Below are 20897 nucleotides of genomic sequence, written 5' to 3'. Positions count from 1 at the left end.
ATTATCCCACTGATAATAGGGCGGTTTGACCTCAGAAACGACCCGTTGCGGCGATTGGATTTATGGCAACGGGTGTTCACCCTCCGGTCCTGTGACGTTCAGGTTGATAAAAACATATATTTTTCAATAAATTGTACGTTTCAGGCATATATCGTGAAACGCTAAAAAACTTGGCCTGACCTGCGGGCGACGGTCAGATCTCGATCGGTTCCTGCACGAGATCCACGCTGAAGCGGGTTTTGACGCGCTCGCGCACGAGCGCGGAAAACCGGGAAACGTCGGCACGTGTCGCGCCACCATGGTTGACCAGCACCAGCGCGTGCTTTTCAAACGTGCCCACCGGGCCGAGCCGCTCGCCCTTCAGTCCGCATTGTTCGATCAGCCAGCCGGCGGACAGTTTCACGCTGCCGTCGGCCTGTGGATAGCGCGGTGCGTTCGGAATGGTTTGCGCGTGGGCGAGGTTGACAACGGGATTGTGGAAGAACGAACCGGCATTGCCGAGCACGCGCCAATCGGGCAGCTTGGATTGCCGCAAGGCCAGCACCTGCGCCATGACCTCGTCCGGCCGTGCGTCGGCCTGAAATTTCTCAAGGCCGGCATAGGCGTTTGTCACCTGCCATTGGCGGGGCAGGGCGAGCGTTACCGAGAGGATGATATAACGTCCCGGATCGGCCTTGAACCGGCTTTTGCGATAGCCGAAGCCGCAGGCCTCCCGGTCGAATGTCAGGGTCTTGCGGTTTTGCGTGTCATAGGCTGTGAGCGAAAGAAAGAAGTCTGACAGCTGGACACCGTAGGCGCCGATGTTCTGTACCGGTGCCGCGCCGACCGTGCCGGGAATGCCGGCAAGGTTCTCGAGCCCCGGCATTCCGTTGGCGACAGTCCAGGCAACGAATTCGTGCCAGTTTTCGCCCGCACCGGCGGTAATGATGTTGTCGGTTGCCGACTGCCCTGTGCGTTGCCGCCCGCCGATCCGCATCAGGCCGACAATTCCTTCGACAGATTCGCTGAGAACGACGTTGCTGCCGCCGCCGAGGATGGTGAGCGGCATTGCGCGTGCCGCCGCCTCATCGACCGTGGCCTCCAGTTCGTCCACATTGGTGATGTGTGCAGCGAGCCGGGCAGCGGACTTGAGGCCGAGCGTATTTTCATGCGTCAGGTCGAAGTCGGCAATGAAGTCCATCAGGCAGTCTGTCCGTTCCGTTGGGAGGGGGAAGAGGCGTTTTCTGTCAATAGACACCGGATCGCCCCGGTGCAAGCATCCGTGTTATGGCCGAGGCGCTGCCGGGATGGTTCACACTCTGATTCTCGTCTCGCCGATTCGAGGGGGCTACAGGTCTGTTGCGACCGCTTCGCGACGAACTTTCGGGGGTGTGAACCGGATATTTGACTTGGACCGAAGCCGTCCTATGTGATTCCTTTGAACCGGAATTCAACTGTCGGAGGGCAGAATGACCATGAGATCGTGCTTTCGGGTTGTGAGCGCTGCAACATCACAATCCACGTTGATTGGAAAATCGTGGTTTCCGATGCTTTCGGGCAGGTGATTGACTGATATCAATGCGTCTCGATGGTGCCTGTGTTTATATTGACGGTTTACAATTGTAATGTTGCTTTTGTACTTGAAAAATAAGTAAAAATGTCAATTTTTTGTGGACTTTCTACACCTTTGGTACCATATAGAGGTCGTCAAAACGAAGAGCGTTGACGTTTGGCGTCAACATTCGACGCGATCTTTCGCAGGCTAACGCCCAAGACCAGCGCCAGGCGCCAAAGTCAGCCATCGTAAGCGATGAGAATTCGCTAGAATTGGTGGAATGAGATGTCCCGTAACTGCCTGCCCAAGAATGGCCGTTTTAGTCGGAAAAATTCTGACCGACATTTTGCCGGATAAGTTCGTTCCCCGACCGCAGCGCCCCTTTCAAGCCGGATATCCTCCTCGGCCGTGGCGCTGAAACCCTAGAAATGTTCCTCTTATAATGGCGAGGGCTGAAATCATGGATATGTATGCCAAACACACGAACGTACACGCCGACCCGTGGAGCGGGTTCAGCGAAGGTGCATGGCGCACTGCAATCGACGTTCGCAATTTCATTCAGGAAAACTACACGCCTTATGAGGGCGATGCATCTTTCCTCGCACCGGCCACCGAGCGCACCAAGCAGCTCTGGGACGAACTGAGCGCGCTTCTGCAGCAGGAACGTGACAAGGGCGGCGTCCTCGATGTTTCGGCGGACAAGCCCTCGAGCATCACCGCACACGATGCCGGCTACATCAACAAGGACCTCGAAATCATCGTCGGCCTGCAGACCGATGCGCCGCTGAAGCGCGCAATCATGCCGAATGGCGGTCTGCGCATGGTTGAAGGCAGCCTCAAGACCTATGGTTACGAGGTTCCCGAAAACGTTCATGAGGTATGGACCAAGTACCGCAAGAGCCATAACCAGGGCGTGTTCGACGTTTACAGCCCGGACATTCTGGCCTGCCGCAAGTCGGGCGTGATCACCGGTCTGCCGGACGCCTATGGCCGTGGCCGCATCATCGGCGACTATCGTCGTGTTGCCCTTTACGGCACGGACTTCCTGCGCGCTGAAAAGCAGAAGGAATTCCACGAACTCGACGATGTTGTCTTCAACGACAACAATATGCGTCTGCGCGAGGAAATCTCGGAACAGTTCCGTGCACTCGACGAGCTGCGCGAAATGGCCGAAAAATATGGCGTCGATATTTCGAAGCCGGCCCGCAATGCCCGCGAAGCCGTTCAGGCCGTCTATTTCGGCTATCTGGCTGCCGTGAAGGAGCAGAACGGCGCTGCCATGTCGCTCGGCCGTGTCTCGACCTTCCTCGACATCTATATCCAGCGCGATATCGATGCCGGTTACATCTCGGAAGACGATGCCCAGGAAATGGTCGACGACATGATCATGAAACTGCGTATCGTCCGCTTCCTGCGTACGCCGGAATATGACGAACTGTTCTCGGGCGACCCCGTATGGGTCACCGAAGCAATCGGCGGCATGGGCGAAGACGGCCGGACGCTGGTTTCGAAGAACAGCTTCCGTTTCCTCAACACGCTCTACAATCTCGGCCCCGCGCCGGAACCGAACCTGACGGTTCTGTGGAGCCCGAGCCTGCCGCAGGGCTTCAAGCACTTCTGCGCCAAGGTTTCGGCCGACACCTGCGCCATTCAGTACGAGAACGACGAACTGATGCGTCCGAAATGGGGCGACGACTACGGCATTGCCTGCTGCGTCTCGTCGATGCGGATCGGCAAGCAGATGCAGTTCTTCGGTGCGCGCGCCAACCTCGCAAAGGCTCTGCTTTATGCGATCAACGGCGGTGTTGACGAGAAGAAGCTGAAGGGCAAGAAGGTTGCCGAAGGTCTGGAACCGATCACCGGCGATGTTCTGGAATATGACGAAGTCGTCGAAAAGTTCGGCAAGGCCATGGACTGGCTTGCCAAGACCTACGTCAAGGCTCTGAACGCGATTCACTACATGCACGACAAATATGCGTATGAACGCATCGAAATGGCGCTGCATGACCGTGATATCCTCAGGACAATGGCCTGCGGCATTGCCGGCCTGTCGATCGCAGCGGATGCCCTGTCGGCAATCAAATATGCCAAGGTCGAAGTCATTCGTGACGAAACCGGTCTTGCCGTCGATTACAAGATCACCGGCGAATTCCCGGCATTCGGCAACAATGACGACCGTGTCGACTCGATTGCCGCATGGCTGGTCGAAGAGTTCATGAACAAGGTCAAGGCTCAGCCCTACTTCTATCGTGACTCGATGCCGACCCAGTCGATCCTGACGATCACGTCGAACGTCGTTTACGGCAAGAAGACCGGTAACACCCCGGATGGCCGCCGTGGTGGCGAACCCTTCGCGCCCGGTGCAAACCCGATGAACGGTCGCGACAAGAAGGGCTTTGTGGCTGCAGGCGCATCGCTTGCCAAACTGCCCTATGACGCCGCCCTCGACGGTATCAGCTGGACCGCTTCGGCAACGCCGGGCAGCCTCGGCCACACCGAAGAAGAGCGGATTACCAACCTGTCGAATTGCCTTGACGGCTATACGGCAGCCGGCGGTTTCCACGTCAATGTCAACCTCCTCAACAAGGAGACCCTGCTTGACGCCATGGACCATCCGGAGAAGTATCCGCAGCTGACGATCCGCGTGTCGGGTTATGCGGTCAACTTCATCAAGCTGACGAAAGAACAGCAGCTTGACGTGATCAACCGGACCTTCCACACCGCAATGTAAGGAAGAGAAGAACAATGCATAAGCGCGTTTCCGCCCCAACCAAGCCAACCGGTGTCCATATCGACATCGACCACGGATTTCTCCACTCGGTCGAAACCGGCGCAGCCGTCGACGGTCCGGGAATGCGCTTTGTGTTCTTCATGGCCGGTTGCCAGTTCCGCTGTGTCTATTGTCACAACCCGGATACCTGGAAGCTTCACAACGGCCGCAGGGTCGATGTGGACGACATGCTCAAGGAAATCCGCCCCTATGCGGGTTTCCTCAAATTCGCCGGCGGCGTGACCTTCTCCGGCGGCGAGCCCATGATGCAGGCCGGCTTTGTCGGTAATGTCATGAGCCACATCAAGAAGGAGATGGGCCTCCACGTCGCGCTCGACACGCAGGGCTATCTTCATACCGGTGTGGAGGATGAATGGTTCGACAATGTCGATCTGGTCATGCTCGATATCAAGCATATCGATCCGGACAAATATCACGCGATCACCGCCCAGTATCTTCAGCCGACGCTGGACTTTGCCCAGCGGCTGAAACGGCTGAAGCAGAAAATGTGGATGCGTTATGTTCTGGTCCCGGGTCTCACGGATGATACCGACGATGTGAACAAGATGGCCGATTATGTCGCCTCGCTGGGCGATATCGTCGAGCGTGTCGAGGTGCTGCCGTTCCACCAGATGGGAATTTCCAAATGGGATGCGCTCGGCCGCAAATACACGCTGCGCGACACGCCGACGCCGACCAATGATCAGACCGAGGCCGCCCGCGACATCTTTCGCGCGCGCGGTATGCTCGTGACCTGATGGGCGGGGCGAGGGCAGGTTTACGCCCGCGCCTTGTCACGGTTACGCAGATCCCAGATGTTTGAGGCCGCCTTCGGGCGGTTTCTGTTTTCTGACAAAGCTGCCTCTCCCTCTGGGTCATCCTCGGGCTGGACCCGAGGATCCAGGGCTACACGTTGTATGCTTGCTTGAAACTCTTTCTTATCAAAGGGTTGAGTGGAATGGATGCTCGGATCACGTCCGAGCATGACACCTGTGGGGACGGCTGACGGAGGCAGCAACCCGCACGTCTTCGGGGTTGTCAGCAGCCTGAGGCCGCCTTCGGGCGGTCTTTTTGGTTTTGTGATAGAATTTTGAGGACACGGGGTTTTCTCAGAGGCTTGCACTGCTCTTCTTTTCGATATAAACATATCTTTATATCTTGATGAAGGTGATGCCAAATGACGAAGCTTGATCTGGACGGTCTGGTCGATGTCCTGAAAGCGGTGGGGGAGCCCACGCGCCTCAGGCTCATTGCGCTGCTTGCATCCGGCGACCTGACCGTATCGGACCTCACCGATATTCTCGGCCAGTCGCAGCCGCGCATCTCCCGCCATCTGAAGCTTCTGGGCGAGGCAGGGCTGATCGATCGCTATCAGGAAGGCGCCTGGGCCTATTTTCGCCTGAAGGAAGAGGGCGCGCCGGCGCGGCTTGGTCGCGAGCTTCTGAAAAACGCTGCGGAAACCGATTCGGCGCTCAGCCGCGATGCGGCGCGCCTTGCCGCGGTCAAACAGGCACGCTCGGAAAAGGCGCTCGCCTATTTTGCCGAACATGCCGGTGACTGGGACGAGATGCGCCGCCTGCATATTTCCGAATCGGAAATCGAAGAATGTCTGGTGGCGCTGATCGGTCGCAAACCTGTGGAAAGCGTTCTGGATCTGGGCACCGGCACGGGCCGGATGCTGCTGCTCCTGAAGGACCTTTACCGCCGCGCCGTCGGCGTCGATGCCAGCCGCGACATGCTGGCGGTGGCGCGCGCCAATCTCGATGCCGAAGGGGTGACGAAAGCTGCGGTGCGGCTCGGCGACATCTTGAACCTGCCGCTGGAGAACGAGGACTTCGATCTGGTGATCATTCATCAGGTCCTGCATTTTCTTGAACATCCCGAACGCGCGATTGCGGAAGCCGCGCGCGTAATGCGGCCGGGCGGGCGGCTGGTCGTGATCGACTTTGCGCCGCACGGTCTGGAATATCTGCGGGCCGAACATGCCCATATCAGGCTCGGTTTTTCCCATCAGGCGATGTCGGACTGGATGACGGCTGCGGGACTGGACGTCGAAAAGGTTGTCGATCTGCCGTTTTCCGGCGCCGAGGAGCGGTCCCTGACGGTCACCGTCTGGCTTGGCCGCGACCGCCGTATCCTGATGGCATCGGAAGCCGAAACATATCATGCGAGGAGTGTCTGAATCATGTCTGCCAACAACGAGGCGCGCGGGAACGATCGCGCGATCGGCTTTTCATTCGAGTTTTTTCCGCCCAAGAAACCCGAGGCCGAGGCCAGCTGGTGGCGGTCTGTGCAGGCGCTCTCCGCCTATAGTCCCGAATTCGTGTCGGTGACCTATGGCGCCGGCGCCACCAGCCAGGCCCCGACCTATGCGGCCGTCAAGCGTCTGGTCGACGAGACCGATCTGGTAACGGCTTCGCACCTGACCGTGGTCAAGGCAACGTCGGGGGAGGTGGATGATGTGATCCGCCGGTTCCGCGATGCCGGCATCCGCCGTTTCGTGGCCCTGAGGGGCGATCCGCCGGGCGGCATCGGCACCGCCTACAGTCCGCATCCCGGCGGCTATTCGAATGCCGCGGCCCTCGTTTCCGCGCTGAAGACGATCGGCGACTTCGATATTTCAGTATCCGCCTATCCCGAAAAACACCCGGAAAGCGCCGACCGCACCGGCGATATCGCCATGCTGAAGGCCAAGGCCGACAATGGCGCCGATCGGGCGCTGACGCAGTTCTTCTTCGATAATGATGTGTTCGAAGATTATCTCAACGATGTCCGCCGCGCGGGCATAACGATCCCGGTGGTACCCGGCATCATGCCGATCCAGAACATCAAGCAGCTGAAAAACTTTGCCGCCCGGTGCGGCGCCAATGTGCCGGCCTTTGTCGACAGCCGCTTCGAGGGACTGGACGACGATCTGCCGGGACAGTTCGAGGCCGCCGCCGATCTGGCGGCCGAGCAGGTGCTCGACCTGCAACGGCGCGGCCTTTCGGACTTTCATTTCTACACCATGAACCGCTCGAAGCTGCAGATTGCGGTGCTCGACCGGCTTGGCATCATGCCTGATGACACGCAGATCGGCGCTGCGCCGGAGCGGCTGCGCGCGTGATGTAAAACATGCGCGGATATGGCCATCGGTCCGTAAATCAATGGCGGGCTGCGGTCAGTCCGCCATCCCTTCTTCATATCTGGCGGAAAGCGTCAGCCATTCCTCTTCGACCCTGGCGAGTTCCGCGGCGGCATTGGCGCGCGCCTGGATCATCACCTTGGCCTTTTCGGGGGAGCGCTCGTAAAGCTTGGGATCGGCGAGGTCGGAATCCAGCTTGGCGATGATCTGTTCGATCTTCGCGGTCTTCTTTTCCGCCTTGTCGATTTCCTTCTTCAGCGGAGCAAAGGCCGCGCGGCGATCGGCAGCACTCCGGCGCTGCTCGGATTTCGAGCGCGTGTCGGCGGTGCTTGCTGCATCGCTCTTCTGGGCCTTCCTGCCGCCGGAGACGATCAGCTCGCGATAGTCTTCCAGATCGCCGTCATAGGCCGTTACCGTGCCGTCATGCACCAGCCACAGCCGGTCGACAGTGGCCTCGATCAGGTGCCGGTCATGCGAAATAAGGATCACCGCGCCGGGATAGTCGTTCAGCGCCTGCACAAGCGCATTGCGGCTGTCGATGTCGAGGTGGTTGGTGGGCTCGTCGAGGATCAGCAGGTTGGGCGCATGGAAGGCGGCTAGCCCCATCAGCAACCGCGCCTTTTCGCCGCCGGACAGATCGCGGGCAGGGGTGTCCATCTTCTCCGTTGCCAGGCCCATCTGCGCCACCCGGGCGCGCACTTTCGGTTCCGTTGAATCGGGCATGCGTTTGCGCACATGGGCAACGGCGCTTTCATCGGGCACCAGATCGTCGATCTGGTGCTGGGCGAAGAAACCGGTCGAAAGATGCGGCGCCAGCTTGAGCGCGCCGCTTTCGGGTGCCAGCCGGCCCGAGATGAACTTGGCAAAGGTCGACTTGCCGTTGCCGTTGGCGCCCAGAAGCGCGATCCGGTCGTCATTGTCGATCCTGAGGTTGAGGCCCGTCAGGATCGGCTTGCCCGGGGCATAGCCGACGGACCCGTTTTCGATTGCGATGATCGGTGAGGCGGGCTGTTTTTCCGGCGCGGGAAATGAAAAGCCCTGAACGTGATCCTCGATCACGGCTGCGACCGTGCCCATTTTCTCCAACGCCTTGAGGCGGCTTTGGGCTTGGCGGGCCTTGGAAGCCTTGGCCTTGAAGCGATCGACGAAGCTTTGCAGATGCTTGCGGTGGGCCTCGTTCTTGGCCCGGGCCTTCATCTGCAGCTCATCAGCCTCGGCCTTTTGGCGCTCGAACTGATCGTAGGAGCCGCGATAGAAGGTCAGCTTCTTCTGGTCGAGATGGATGATCGCGCCGGCGGCCGTGTTCAGCAGGTCGCGGTCATGCGAAATGATGATGACGCTGTAGGGATAGCGGCGGATATAGTCTTCCAGCCACAGCGTGCCTTCCAGGTCGAGATAGTTGGTCGGCTCGTCGAGCAGAAGCAGGTCAGGTTCGGAAAACAGCACGGCGGCCAGCGCCACACGCATCCGCCAGCCACCGGAAAAGGACGAGGCCGGACGTCTCTGCGCGGTTTCGTCGAAACCGAGACCGGAGAGAATGCTGGCCGCGCGCGCCTCGGCCGAATGGGCGTCGATATCGACAAGCCGGGTTTGGATTTCGGCAATGCGGTGCGGGTCTGTCGCCGTCTCCGCCTCCGCCAGCAGTGCCGCACGCTCCTTGTCGGCAGCCAGCACGATCTCGATCAGCGGATCTTCCGTGCCCGGCGCTTCCTGCGCCACCTGGCCGATACGGGCCTGTTTGGGCAGCGATACCGTGCCGGTCTCGGAGGAAAGCGCGCCGGTGAGAACCTTGAACAGCGTTGATTTGCCCGCGCCGTTGCGGCCGACAAGCCCCACCTTCATGCCATCGGGAATGGAGACGGAAGCGTGTTCGATGAGCAGGCGTCCGGCGACACGGACGGAAAGATCGGAGATGGTAATCATGACAGCGGTTTTGTCTGAAAGAATGCCGTCTGGCAAGACGGTCCGGCGGAAATGCCGGTTTCGACGCCCCCGCAATCCGCCGGCGCGGGACAGATACGGCCATGACCCCGGCTCAGCCTCCAGGGATGTGTTGTATGGTTGATTTTGGTCAAAATTGTCACCCGCTTTCTCCGTTATGCGTGTTTGATATCGGCGACCGCGAGCCGAAAGGCGAACGGGCATGTCGTGCAATGCATCAAGGAGTTTCCAATGAACAGGGTCGTTATTGTAACCGGCGGTACGAGCGGAATCGGTTTTGAAACCGCCAGAAAATTTGTTCAGGAGGGAGACAAGGTCGTCGTTGCCGGTATCGACAAGCCTGAAACCATCGAAAAGGCGATGGAGGCGCTGGGCGAAATCGGCGACGCACGCTTTGTGGAATGCAATATCGCAAAGCCTGAAGACTGCGAAAGCGCCGTGCGGTTTGCCGTGGAAACCTATGGCCGGGTCGATGTCATGGCCAATGTTGCCGGCGTTGTCGGCAAGCGCGAGCCGTTCACCGAACTCGATATCGCCGACACGCTGAACACGGTTCAGATCAATCTGATGGGCACCATCCACATGGGGCATTATGTCAGCAGGGAAATGGTCAACAACAAGTCCGGGGTGATCATCAATGTCGGCTCGATCTGCGGGGTCATCGCCAACACCGAAAGCATCGGCTACCACGCCAGCAAGGGCGGCGTGCGCACGGTAACACAGGCCATGGCGCGCGAACTTTCGCCCTATGGCGTCAGAGTGGTGTCGGTTGCGCCCGGATGGGTCAAGACCGGGATGATCGACAAGACGATTGAAGAGGTCGGCAGCAAGCTGCACATGAAGGGCAGGATTATCGAACCTGCCGAAATTGCCGGCGCCATCTATCTTTTGTCGCTGCCGGAAGCGAGTGCCATCAATGGCTCGACCGTGATGGCCGATGACGGTTATTCCTCATTCAAGGGCGTCGACGGCTATCAGGCCTGAGACGAAATCGAGTTTGTGTCTTGCTGCAGAGGCGTTTGCGAACGCCTCTGCGGCGGGCGAACCTTTCCAGAATGAAAGATTCTTGCCGCCAAAAAAGCCAATTCCTGCATCAGGGCAATTCTCCGCGCAAAAATTGCAGGAGATGTAATCGTGAAACCTAATGTTGAATATCGAAGGCTGACGCTCTGTCTGGCCGTTTCTCTTGTCGCCGTGCCGCTGGCGCTTGGCCAACCGGCATTTGCCGCTGATGCAGCACCCGTGGCGGCACAGGATCAAGCCGCACGCATCATCCTTCTGGGCACGGCCGGTGGTCCTGTGGCGCTGCCGGATCGCTCCGGCATAGCGACGCTGCTGCAGGTCAATGGCAAGAACTATCTGTTCGATGCCGGCATCGGTGTTTCGCGCCAGCTCGCCAAGGCCGGCATTCCGGCTGAAAATATCGACGATATCTTCATCACCCATCATCACCTTGACCACAATGCCAGCCTGCCGTCGCTTATCGGGCAGGAATGGCTGGAGCGCGGACTGGCCGAGAAGAAAGGAACCGTCGGAATCTACGGCCCGCCCGAAACCAAGGCGCTTGTCGATGACAGCCTGGACTACCTCAAGACATCGGAACGGATATTCAAGGGCGACACGCCGCATATGACGTCTTCAAAAGGCATGTTCGACGGTCATGACATCGACAAGCCCGGCCTTGTCTATCAGGATGAAAACATCAAGGTGACCGCGGTCGAAAACAGCCATTTCGCCAACAAGACGGAAGGACCGGCAGGGCCGGACATTTCCTATTCCTATCGAGTCGACACGCCTTATGGCGACATCGTCTTTACCGGCGATACCGGGCCGAGCGAGGCCGTGGCAAAACTTGCCAAGGGTGCCGATGTGCTCGTCAGCGAGGTCCGTCTGCCCTATATCGCCGCCGACGGCACGCAAACGGCACAGCCGCCTTCGATGGATATCACCGCGGAAAACCTGAAAGACCTGACCGCGCATATGGAAACCGAGCATCTGAGCCCGGACAAGCTGGGCGCAATGGCCAATGAGGCCGGTGTCACCACCGTGATCCTCACCCACTACGCTGGTGGTCCGGCCGACGGATCGGACTATGACTTCGCAAAAGACGTCAGCAAGGTCTTCAACGGTCAGGTGATCGCCGGCCACGACCTGTTCGAATACGACCTGTTCCCGCCGGCCGTGTCGAATTCGTGAACCGCTGGCCGGTGGTTCAGGCGAATTGCCGGCCGTTTTCCGAGCGCAGGAAATAGACCAGGTCAAGCGACAGTGACGGTTGGCCGAGCATGGTCAGCATGCCGTGCACCTGACCGCGGTGATGGGTCTGGTGGTTGAAGAAATGCGCAAGCGTGGTGGCCAGCCGGTCTGTGTAGTTTTCGGGCGGATTGCCGCGTTGATAGGAAAATGTTCCCTGCAGGCTGGTCTGGTTCAGTCCGTCGATCAGGGCGATGATCTTTTCGTCCTCCATGCTCCGGTCATGGCGCAGCGAGGCAAAATCATCGTGCAGGATCGTATCGAGCTTGACCGGTCCCGTCGCCTTGCCGGAAAACCGGGTCATCCACACGCGGTCGGCGTAAAGCACGTGGTTGAGCGTGGCGTGGATGGAGCGGAAGAAGGCCCCGAGATCGCGTTTGCGCTGTTCATCCGAAAGTTCGGCGGCTTCGTCATAGATCAGGCCATTGGCCCAGGCATTATAGGCGGCGAACATACGGTAATGCTGCAGCATGTGGGGGGCTCCTTGCAAAACGGAAATCGCAAGCTGCAATCATAGGGCAGGCGTTAGTGTCTGCCTCATGAATTGTTGCGATGGCGGATATTCATCCGCCTTATGCCACGGCCTTCCGGCGGTCGTTTTCGCGTTCCAGAATGTCGCCAGCATCGATTTTTGCAATCGGCAGTCCGTCCGGCAGTTCGCCGGAAAGCTGAAGCGCCAGGTAGCGTCCGCAACACACCCTGAGAAACGAGGTGAAATTGCCGCTGTCATGACCCGCCTCGTTGGCCTCGTGATAGAGTTTTGTGATCAGCTGTGTCGTGGCAAGCCCGTCGCGCCCGCCGATTTCGGCAAGCACGGTCCAGAAAAAATTCTCCAGCCTGATGCTTGTCACCATGCCGTCAATGCGGATCGAGCGCGTCGTGCTGTCCCACAATGCCGGATCAGCCGCGATAAACAGTCTGCACATTGTCTCCTCCCGTTTCTCCCGGAGGCGAGTATAGCCCGATGACGGTAGAAGCGGTAGCGGCGAACCGGATGTGCTTGCTCACGTATCAAGCAGCGTCATGAACTGCGAAAGCCATGCCGGGTGGGCGGGCCATGCCGGTGCGGTGACCAGATTGCCGTCGGTGACCGCCTCGGTGACGGCGATATCGGCATAGCGGCCGCCGGAAAGTTTCACTTCCGGTGCGCAGGCCGGATAGGCAGAGCAGTGCCGTCCTTTCAAAACATCGGCGGCGGCGAGGATCTGGGCCCCGTGGCAGATCGCGGCCACCGGTTTGTTTTCGGCGAAGAAATGCTTCACCAGAGCGATCACCTGCTCATCGAGCCGCAGATATTCCGGCGCCCGGCCGCCCGGGATCACCAGTGCGTCATAGGCGGCGGGGTCGACAGCGTCGAAATCCGCCGTCAGGGCGAAGCGGTGGCCGGGCTTTTCCGAATAGGTCTGGTCGCCCTCGAAATCGTGGATTGCGGTCGGGACTGTATCGCCGGCCTTCTTGCCCGGGCACACCGCATCGACCGTGTGGCCGACGGCAAGCAGGGTCTGGAACGGCACCATGGTCTCGTAGTCCTCGGTAAAGTCACCGGTGATCATCAGGATTGTCTTCTGAGCCATTGTTTCCTCCTCGAAATGACAGGAGATAAATCTAGCAGCTCTGTTCCCCCTGCTGGTATTATGGACATACTACAGTGATCAGCCTGCGCTTTTGCGTCCCGGGTCGTCTTGAATTTTTCCGCAGTGCAGCACACCTTGAAGTTTAACAGAGGGAGACATTCGATGAGTCGCGTTCTTTATTCGCTCTGCGGCGCCGACAGTTCGGTGCGCTTTTCCCCGCATTGCTGGAAAGTCATTCTGGCGCTGAAGCACAAGGGGCTGGCATTCGAAGAACAGCCCGTGGGCTTTACCGAGATCCCGACGCTCGAGGACGGCTTTTCGAAAACCGTGCCGATCCTGAAGGACGGCGACAAGCTGATCGCCGACAGTTTTGCAATCGCGATCTATCTGGAGCAGACCTATCCGGATCGTCCGTCGCTGTTCAAGGGCGAGGGCGGGCTTGCCATGGCCCGCTTTGTCGAGGCGTGGTCGCAGTCCACGCTGCATCCGGCAGTCACCCGTATCGCGGTAAAACATATTCACGACATGCTGGCGCCGGTGGATCAGGCCTATTTCCGCGAAAGCCGCGAGGCCCGTCTGGGGGCGACGCTGGAAGAGGTGGCGACAGGTCGCGAAGCCGAGATTTCCGGGTTTTCCGAAAAATGCACACCTTTGCGTAATATGCTGAAATTTCAGCCTTTTATCGGTGGAAGTGAACCGCTTTTCTCCGATTATATCGTCTTTGGTGCGTTCCAGTGGGCGGCCTTGACCGGCAATACCGGACTGCTGGATCCGAATGATCCGGTGTCCAACTGGTTCGAGCGCTGCCTCGAATTTTCGGAAAAAGGCTGATATCTCCCGAAAATCCGGCGCATTCGCCCGCCGGACACGCTTCCATTTTGCTTCAAAGACCTCTATAGACCGGCCGAATTTCCCTTAACGAAATTAGCCAGAGGACGAATGATATGGCGATTGAACGCACTTTTTCGATGATCAAGCCCGATGCCACCAAGCGCAACCTGACCGGCGCCATCACCAAGGTTTTCGAGGAAAACGGCCTCAGCGTCGTCGCCTCCAAGCGGGTGTGGATGGCCAAGCGCGATGCCGAAGCCTTTTATGCCGAGCACAAGGAACGCCCGTTCTTTGGCGAACTGGTTGAGTTCATGTGCTCCGGTCCGACCGTTGTCCAGGTTCTCGAAGGCGAAAACGCCGTTCTGAAGAACCGCGAAATCATGGGTGCGACCAACCCGGAAAAGGCCGATGAAGGCACGATCCGCAAGACCTTCGCACTGTCCATGGGCGAAAACTCGGTTCACGGCTCCGACGCCCCGGAAACCGCAGCACGCGAAATCGCTTTCTGGTTCTCCGAAACCGAAATCGTCGGCTGAAGCCGGTTTTGACAAAGCTGCCCCTCACTCCGGGTCATCCTCGGGCTTGACCCGAGGATCCAGGGCTACACGGTGCATGCTTGCTTTAAACCCTTTCTTGTCAAAGGGTTGTGCAGAATGGATGCTCGGATCACGTCCGAGCATGACACCTGTGGTAACGGTTGACGGAGGCAGCAACCCGCATGTCTTCGGGTTTGTCAGCAGTCTGAGCCCGCCCTTGTGGCGGGCTTTTTCATGCGGACTTCTTGCTGTTCAGCCGTTCGGCGGCGCGTTCGCTTGCCGAGCGCCGGCTGGACAGGAACATGTGAAGGCGGGCGCGCACGCTGTCGAGAATTTCCGGCGGCGCGGTGCGCGGCGTACCGCAGTGATAGGGCGGCTCGGGATCATACTCCATCTGCAGCTGGATCTGCTGGGCGGCGGTCTTGTCCATCAGGTTTTCGACCACACGCAGCGCAAAATCGATGCCCGAGGTCACGCCCGCGCCGGTGATGCGGTTGCGATCCGTAACGACACGCTCTTCAACGGGGGTGGCGCCGAACAGTTCGAGCTGGTCGATCGCCGACCAGTGCGACGTGGCGCGATAACCTTGCAGCAGGCCGGCCGCGCCCAGCACCAGCGAGCCGGTGCAGACCGATGTGACCAGCTTGCAGCCCGGGGCAATGCGGCGCAGGAAATTCAGCGTCTCGTCGTCATCCATCAGCGCGATCTGGCCGGGACCGCCGGGAACGCAGATGATGTCGAGCTTCTGGCATTGGCCGAAGGTGGTGTTGGGCAGAATGCGCATACCGCGATCGACGATGACCGGGTCCAGATTCTTCCACAGGAGCTTGATTTCTGTTCCGGGCATCCGGTTCAGCACATCGGCGGGACCGAAAAGGTCAAGCTGTGTCAGACCCGGATACATGATGAAACCGACAGTCAGGGAATCGGAACTGGAAGGCATGTTTTCCTCGTTCAATCTTGGGGCCGCAAAGCCAAATCGATTAGAAACCGGATTAAGAATAAGACGTCGAGATTATTCGGCAAGCGCAAACTTAAGGGCGCATCATGTCCTTTTTATTGCCAGTCTCCGCGGGCGGAAAAATCCGCTGCGCGGGCTTCAACCCAGCCGCTGTCGCCGCCGCCCTTCAGGTGCTCCTTTTTCCAGAAAGGGGCGTCGGTTTTCAGGAAATCCATGACGAAGGATGCGCCCTCGAATGCGGCCTTGCGGTGAGAGGCTGCCGCAATCACCAGAACGATGTTTTCACCGGGGCTGATGCGGCCGTAGCGGTGGATTGCCGTAAGGCACAGAAGATCGAAGCGTTCGATTGCCGCATGTGCAATGCGGCTGATCTCGCTTTCGGCCATGCCGGGATAGTGTTCAAGTTCAAGGGCTTCCAGGCGTCCGTTCTCGTCGCGGCACAAGCCGGTGAAGCTGACAATCGCCCCGATATCGGCCCGGCCTTTGCCAAGGGCGGCCTGCTCAGTGGCAATGTCGAAGTCTTCGGCCTGGATGCGGACATCGGGAGACACGGACATCGCCTTCAGCCTCCCGTCATCGGCGGAAACAGCGCGATCTCGCGCGTGCCGGCGAGCGGGGCGTCATGTTCAGCGTGAACCCGGTCGAGCGCCACGCGAATCACCTCCGGTTGCTGCAGGGCAATTTCATACCCGTCGCCGCGGGTTTTCAGAAAGGCCAGCAGTGCGGAGACATCGTTCACGTCTTCCGGCAGGGCAATTTCTTCCTCGGTAACGCCGATTCGCTCGCGCACCCATGCGAAATAGACAAGTTTGGTCATCGCTCGGCCTCCACCACGTGTTTCAAACCGGCCCGGAAATAATCATAGCCGGTATACATCGTCAAAATGGCCGCGATCCACAAAAGCACGATCCCGGATTGTGTCGTGTAGGGAAAGACCTGATCGCCGGCAGGGCCGGCAAGCAGAAGGCCGATCGCGATCATCTGAAAGGTCGTCTTCCATTTGGCGATCCGCGTCACCGGCACGGAAACCTTGAGCCCCGCCAGATATTCCCTAAGGCCCGACACCAGCACCTCCCGGCACAGGATGATGATAGCGGCCCACAGCGACCACCCGGCAATCGTACGCTCGACATCGGCGGCCAGCAGCAACAGGCAGGTCGAGACCAGAAGCTTGTCGGCGATCGGGTCCAGCATGCGGCCGATATTGGATTGCTGGTTCCAGGCCCGCGCCAGATAGCCATCGAAGAAATCGGTGATCGAGGCAATCAGGAAGATTGTCAGCGCCGCCCAGCGCGCCGTGTCGGAACTGGAAAGCTTGCCCTCCAGAAAGAAGCACAACACGATCAACGGGACAGCAAGAATGCGGCCATAGGTCAGGAGGTTGGGGATGTTGTACGCTTTTGATGCCATGGCTTCATTCCGTGTGCTCGGCCTGCCAGGACCGGCAGTCCGCTCTATGTAGGCGCAAATTGCTTCCATTGCACGGTCAAGGTCAATGCCGGCGGCGATGAAACCTGTGTCATTAAAGGGTTTCGCCGGTTTAGACGGCTCTATTTTGCGCCGCCGTCATGGAAATGATTGTAGATCTGCTGTGCCATCGCCTCCGAAATCCCCTCAACGGCGCTCAGATCGGACAATCCGGCGCGGGATACGGCCTTGGCCGAGCCGAAATGCTGCAGCAGCGCGCGCTTGCGGCCTGGCCCGATGCCGGCGATCTCGTCAAGCGGGTTCTTGACCATCTCCTTCTTGCGCCGGGCGCGGTGTGAGCCGATAGCGAAACGGTGGGCTTCGTCGCGCAGCCGCTGGATGAAATAGAGCACCGGATCGCGCGGCGGCAGCGAGAAGTCGGGTTTGCCCTCCATGAAGAAGCGCTCGCGACCGGCTTCGCGGTCGGCGCCCTTGGCGATGCCGATCGCCGTCACCGCATCCGTGATGCCGAGTTCTTCCAGAATGGCGCGCACGGCCGTCATCTGCCCCTGGCCGCCATCGATCAGGATGACATCCGGCCAGGCGGGGAAGGGGGCGTCGTCGTCCACCTCGGTGGGCTGGCTGCGGTCGGGAATGCCGTGTTCCTTGACGAGGCGGGAGAACCGCCGCGTCATCACTTCGCGCATCATGCCGAAATCGTCGCCCGGCGTGATCTCGGTCGATTTGATGTTGAACTTGCGATATTGCGCCTTCACGAAGCCTTCCGGCCCGGCAACGATCATGCCGCCGACGGCATTGGTGCCCATGATGTGAGAGTTGTCGTAAACCTCGATGCGCCGCGGCGGTGTGGCAAGGCCGAAGGTTTCGGCAAAACCTTCCAGCAGCCGGGACTGGGTCGCGGTTTCGGCGAGCTTGCGGCCATGGGCCTCGCGGGCATTGGCCAGCACGTGATCGACCGCCTCGCGCTTCTCGCCGCGTTTGGGCACGGTGATATGCACCTTGTGGCCCGCCCGTTCGCCCAGCGCCATTTCCAGAAGCGCCTGCTCCTCGATCTCCTCAGACAGGAAGATGGCGCGCGGGATCGGCTTGTCGTCGTAGAACTGGGCCAGAAAGGCATTGAGGATTTCCGCCGCCGAAAGCGAGGGATCGGTCTTCGGGAAATAGGCGCGGTTTCCCCAGTTCTGTCCGGTGCGGTAGAAGAACACCTGAATGCAGCAAAGCCCGCCCTCATTGTGGATGGCGAAGACATCGGCCTCCTCGATCCCCGCCGGATTGACGCCCTGATGGCCAAGCACATGCGAGAGTGCAGACAGCCGGTCGCGGTAGATCGCGGCGCGCTCGAAGTCGAGTTCTTCGGAGGCCTGGTTCATCGCCTCGGCGAGTTCGGCATGCACCTGCCTGCTCTTGCCGGAAAGAAAGGCCTTCGCCTCCTTCACCAGTTCGCCATAGCCTTCTTTTGAAATCTCCCCCGTGCAGGGGCCGGAACAGCGCTTGATCTGGTAGAGCAGACAGGGCCGGGTGCGGCTTTCATAGACACTGTCGGTGCAAGAGCGGATCAGAAAGGCGCGCTGCATGGCGTTGATCGTGCGGCCGACCGCGCCGGCTGAGGCAAACGGGCCGAAATAATCACCCTTGCGGGCACGCGCGCCGCGGTGCTTGAACAGCGCCGGCGCCTCGTGATCGCCGGTGATCAGGATATAGGGGAAGGATTTGTCGTCCCGCAGCAAAACATTAAATCGCGGACGCAACCTTTTGATAAGATTGGCTTCCAGAAGCAACGCCTCGGTCTCCGTCCGCGTGGTGACGAATTCCATATGCGCCGTCTGGGTAATCATCCGCGTGATACGGTTGGAATGACCGCGCCCCTGGGCATAATTGGTCACGCGCTTTTTCAGCGAGCGGGCCTTGCCGACATAAAGCACGTCGCCATTGGCATTGAACATGCGGTAGACGCCGGGACTGTTGGGCAGATGCTTGACGAATTCGCCGATCAGGGCCGCACCCTTCAGCGCATGCTTTTCGGCAGCGGCATCGTTCCAGATGATCGATCCGGCCTCAAGCGTGGCGCCCGTCTGCGTCACCTCCGGCAGGTCGCCGTCGTTTTCGTCGTAGATGATGCCGCCATCGGACGGCGTCTGTCGTGTCATTCGTTGATACCTGTTACATCCGGCGTTTCCCAGGCCAGATGCTGCCCGCCATCGAGCGCAATCATCTGACCCGTGATCGAGGGCGTTTCGAAGAGGTAGCGAATCGTCGAACCGAATTCGCCAAGCTCCGGCCCTCTCCTTAAGATAAGAGCCGCGACCTGGCTTTCAAAATCCGCATCGCTCTGCCGGCTGTTTTTCAGCGTCGGGCCCGGTCCGATGGCATTGACGCGGATGCGCGGGGCGAAAGCCTGCGCCATGGTCTGGGTTGCCGCCCACAGGGTGCTCTTGGAAAGCCCGTATGTGAAGAAATTCGGTACCGGCGCCCAGACCCGCTGGTCGATCATGTTGACGATCAGGCCGTGTTCGCCTTCCGGCAGCTGTCTTGCAAAGCTTTCGGCGAGCATCAGCGGGGCTTTCACATGCAGCGCAAAATGCGCGTCGAACTGCTTCTGATTGAAGCTCTCCGCGCTGTCGGGGCGGAAAAGCGAGGCATTGTTGATCAGCAGGTGCACCGGTCCCATGCTGGCGTTGACCGCGTCGATCAGGCCCTCGGTCTCAGCAGAATCGAGGAGATCGGCAGAGAAGGCTTCGGCCCTGACGCCGTTTTCGCGCAATGCTGTGGCCAGCAGCCGGGCCTCGGAAAGAGAGGTGTGGGCATGAATTGCCACATTGAAGCCGTAATTCGCCAGGTCTTCGGCAATGGCGCGGCCAAGTCTCTTTGCGCCGCCTGTCACAAGCACGGTTCTGTCTGGCGTTTTCTGCTGCATATTCATGTTCCCTCGCTTCGGCCGGAAGTTTATATCGTTTCGGGCCGGTTAGCGCCAAATGGAATTTGGTGGTGTTGCTCGTCGCACTGGATGATTTTCCGAGGGTATGTCCAATTTAAATTAAATATAGATTGTGTGTAAATGGCTTATTAATTATAATAATCTGCATTATATGATTCATAAATACATTTTTAACCATCGATTTTACCTTAATTTTTAGAGTATTGAAATCATTTATCCCTAATTTTATTTTATCTCTCAAGCGAATACGGCAAGGTGACAGTTCCTGGTGAGCGTCCGGCTGCCGGTATCGACTGAAGGAGAGACAAGATGCGGAACATGAACAAGACACTGGCCGCTGCAGCAGCGGTCCTTATGGGCGCCGGCGCGGCTCAGGCCGCCGATGCAATCGTCGCTCAACCTTATGAGCCGAGCCCGGCAACCTATGTGGCTCCGACGCCTGTTCTGGACTGGAGCGGTGTTTACGTCGGTGGCGCGCTCAACTGGGACTGGGGCACTTTCGATGAAGGTGACTTCGATGCAGACGGCTGGGGCGGTACGCTGTTCGGCGGCTACAACATGCAGAACGGTTCGATCGTCTACGGTGTTGAAGGCGACCTCGCCACATCCAACCAGAGCCAGACCGTCACGCCCGGTATCAAGATGGAGCAGGGTTTCAACGGTTCGCTGCGCGGCCGTCTCGGTTACGCCCTGGACCCGGTTCTCGTATACGGTACGGCCGGTCTTGCCGGTTCGAGGCTTGAAGCCAAGCAGGCTGGCGACAAGGACACCCAGATGGGTTGGGGCTGGACCGTCGGCGCCGGTGTTGAAGCCATGGTCACCGAGAATATCTCGGCGCGCGTTGAATACCGCTACACCGATTATGGCGATCAGGACTTCAAGCTGAACGGCAGCAAATACAAGCGCAGCTTTGAAGAAAACACTGTCAAGGTTGGCCTCGGCGTTCACTTCTGATCGCTGATGCTCGCAGGCAATTCGGTAAAACCCGCCATCACGGCGGGTTTTTCTGT

20 protein-coding genes are annotated in these 20897 nt (G+C 59.1%); 9 read left to right on the top strand and 11 right to left on the bottom strand.

What is annotated here, in order from left to right:
- Positions 1–193 precede the first annotated feature (193 nt).
- Positions 194–1180 carry a UDP-N-acetylmuramate dehydrogenase gene (murB, locus tag ABID12_RS10145; RefSeq protein ID WP_354434108.1) on the bottom strand — a complete coding sequence of 329 codons (987 nt, stop codon included), beginning with the start codon at positions 1178–1180 and terminating at the stop codon, positions 194–196.
- Positions 1181–1994: 814 nt separating this feature from the next.
- On the opposite strand from murB, the gene pflB reads away from it, so the two are divergent.
- From pflB to metF, 4 genes are all read left to right on the top strand, one after another.
- Complete coding sequence (pflB, locus tag ABID12_RS10140) at positions 1995–4265, top strand: formate C-acetyltransferase (protein WP_354434107.1); 2271 nt, start codon at positions 1995–1997, stop codon at positions 4263–4265.
- A gap of 14 nt (positions 4266–4279) precedes the next feature.
- On the top strand, positions 4280–5062 hold the full coding sequence (gene pflA / locus ABID12_RS10135; protein WP_106305556.1) for a pyruvate formate-lyase-activating protein: 783 nt from the start codon (positions 4280–4282) through the stop codon (positions 5060–5062).
- A 419-nt stretch (positions 5063–5481) separates the two neighbouring features.
- Positions 5482–6486: an ArsR/SmtB family transcription factor gene (locus ABID12_RS10130; RefSeq protein ID WP_106305553.1), complete on the top strand. Its 1005-nt coding sequence runs from the start codon at positions 5482–5484 to the stop codon at positions 6484–6486.
- Between the two features lie 3 nt (positions 6487–6489).
- Positions 6490–7410 (top strand): methylenetetrahydrofolate reductase [NAD(P)H], encoded by a 921-nt coding sequence (gene metF, locus ABID12_RS10125; protein ID WP_354434106.1) that lies wholly within the window; start codon positions 6490–6492, stop codon positions 7408–7410.
- A 54-nt stretch (positions 7411–7464) separates the two neighbouring features.
- On the opposite strand, the gene ABID12_RS10120 is transcribed toward metF, so the two are convergent.
- A complete protein-coding gene (locus ABID12_RS10120) occupies positions 7465–9351 on the bottom strand; it encodes an ABC-F family ATP-binding cassette domain-containing protein (protein WP_354434105.1) in 1887 nt (628 codons plus the stop codon).
- Positions 9352–9600: 249 nt separating this feature from the next.
- On the opposite strand from ABID12_RS10120, the gene ABID12_RS10115 reads away from it, so the two are divergent.
- Together ABID12_RS10115 and ABID12_RS10110 are read left to right on the top strand one after the other, a co-directional pair.
- Positions 9601–10353, top strand: coding sequence for an SDR family NAD(P)-dependent oxidoreductase (locus ABID12_RS10115; RefSeq protein WP_354434104.1), 753 nt, complete (start codon positions 9601–9603; stop codon positions 10351–10353).
- A gap of 150 nt (positions 10354–10503) precedes the next feature.
- A complete protein-coding gene (locus ABID12_RS10110) occupies positions 10504–11565 on the top strand; it encodes an MBL fold metallo-hydrolase (RefSeq protein ID WP_354434103.1) in 1062 nt (353 codons plus the stop codon).
- A 16-nt stretch (positions 11566–11581) separates the two neighbouring features.
- On the opposite strand, the gene ABID12_RS10105 is transcribed toward ABID12_RS10110, so the two are convergent.
- The 3 genes from ABID12_RS10105 to ABID12_RS10095 form a co-directional block, all read right to left on the bottom strand.
- Positions 11582–12094 carry a DinB family protein gene (locus tag ABID12_RS10105; RefSeq protein ID WP_354434102.1) on the bottom strand — a complete coding sequence of 171 codons (513 nt, stop codon included), beginning with the start codon at positions 12092–12094 and terminating at the stop codon, positions 11582–11584.
- Between the two features lie 100 nt (positions 12095–12194).
- Positions 12195–12548, bottom strand: a complete 354-nt coding sequence (locus ABID12_RS10100; RefSeq protein ID WP_354434101.1) for a ribbon-helix-helix domain-containing protein — start codon at positions 12546–12548, stop codon at positions 12195–12197.
- 78 nt (positions 12549–12626) lie between these two features.
- Positions 12627–13196 carry a DJ-1/PfpI family protein gene (locus tag ABID12_RS10095; RefSeq protein ID WP_354434100.1) on the bottom strand — a complete coding sequence of 190 codons (570 nt, stop codon included), beginning with the start codon at positions 13194–13196 and terminating at the stop codon, positions 12627–12629.
- Between the two features lie 162 nt (positions 13197–13358).
- Here ABID12_RS10095 and ABID12_RS10090 point away from each other — a divergent pair, with 162 nt between their 5' ends.
- Together ABID12_RS10090 and ndk are read left to right on the top strand one after the other, a co-directional pair.
- Positions 13359–14027, top strand: a complete 669-nt coding sequence (locus ABID12_RS10090; protein WP_354434099.1) for a glutathione S-transferase family protein — start codon at positions 13359–13361, stop codon at positions 14025–14027.
- Between the two features lie 113 nt (positions 14028–14140).
- Positions 14141–14563, top strand: coding sequence for a nucleoside-diphosphate kinase (ndk, locus tag ABID12_RS10085; protein ID WP_106305535.1), 423 nt, complete (start codon positions 14141–14143; stop codon positions 14561–14563).
- 232 nt (positions 14564–14795) lie between these two features.
- Here the strand turns inward: ndk and ABID12_RS10080 are convergent, their stop codons facing one another.
- The 6 genes from ABID12_RS10080 to ABID12_RS10055 all read right to left on the bottom strand — a co-directional run bounded on the left by ABID12_RS10080 (position 14796) and on the right by ABID12_RS10055 (position 19866).
- A complete protein-coding gene (locus ABID12_RS10080) occupies positions 14796–15506 on the bottom strand; it encodes a DJ-1/PfpI family protein (protein ID WP_106305532.1) in 711 nt (236 codons plus the stop codon).
- Between the two features lie 113 nt (positions 15507–15619).
- Positions 15620–16081 (bottom strand): molybdenum cofactor biosynthesis protein MoaE, encoded by a 462-nt coding sequence (locus ABID12_RS10075; RefSeq protein WP_354434098.1) that lies wholly within the window; start codon positions 16079–16081, stop codon positions 15620–15622.
- Between the two features lie 5 nt (positions 16082–16086).
- Positions 16087–16341: a molybdopterin converting factor subunit 1 gene (gene moaD / locus ABID12_RS10070; RefSeq protein WP_354434097.1), complete on the bottom strand. Its 255-nt coding sequence runs from the start codon at positions 16339–16341 to the stop codon at positions 16087–16089.
- The gene (gene pgsA / locus ABID12_RS10065) at positions 16338–16934 is read right to left on the bottom strand and encodes a CDP-diacylglycerol--glycerol-3-phosphate 3-phosphatidyltransferase (protein WP_106305523.1); all 597 of its coding nucleotides are present in this window, start codon (positions 16932–16934) and stop codon (positions 16338–16340) included. The genes moaD and pgsA overlap by 4 nt, the downstream gene beginning before the upstream one ends.
- Positions 16935–17074: 140 nt before the next feature.
- Positions 17075–19099: an excinuclease ABC subunit UvrC gene (gene uvrC / locus ABID12_RS10060; RefSeq protein WP_354434096.1), complete on the bottom strand. Its 2025-nt coding sequence runs from the start codon at positions 19097–19099 to the stop codon at positions 17075–17077.
- Positions 19096–19866 carry an SDR family oxidoreductase gene (locus tag ABID12_RS10055; protein WP_354434095.1) on the bottom strand — a complete coding sequence of 257 codons (771 nt, stop codon included), beginning with the start codon at positions 19864–19866 and terminating at the stop codon, positions 19096–19098. Before ABID12_RS10055 ends, uvrC begins: the two co-directional genes overlap by 4 nt.
- Before the next feature lie 339 nt (positions 19867–20205).
- Here ABID12_RS10055 and ABID12_RS10050 point away from each other — a divergent pair, with 339 nt between their 5' ends.
- Entirely contained in the window at positions 20206–20841 is a 636-nt protein-coding gene (locus tag ABID12_RS10050) for an outer membrane protein (protein WP_319520092.1), read from the top strand.
- The last annotated feature ends 56 nt before the right edge of the window (positions 20842–20897 follow it).

This window comes from Martelella mangrovi (genome assembly GCF_040545495.1).
In the GTDB taxonomy this organism is placed as follows: Bacteria; Pseudomonadota; Alphaproteobacteria; order Rhizobiales; family Rhizobiaceae; genus Martelella; species Martelella mangrovi.
The sequence above is the reverse complement of the archived record's forward strand: the minus strand, read 5'-3'. Positions and strand labels throughout refer to the sequence as shown.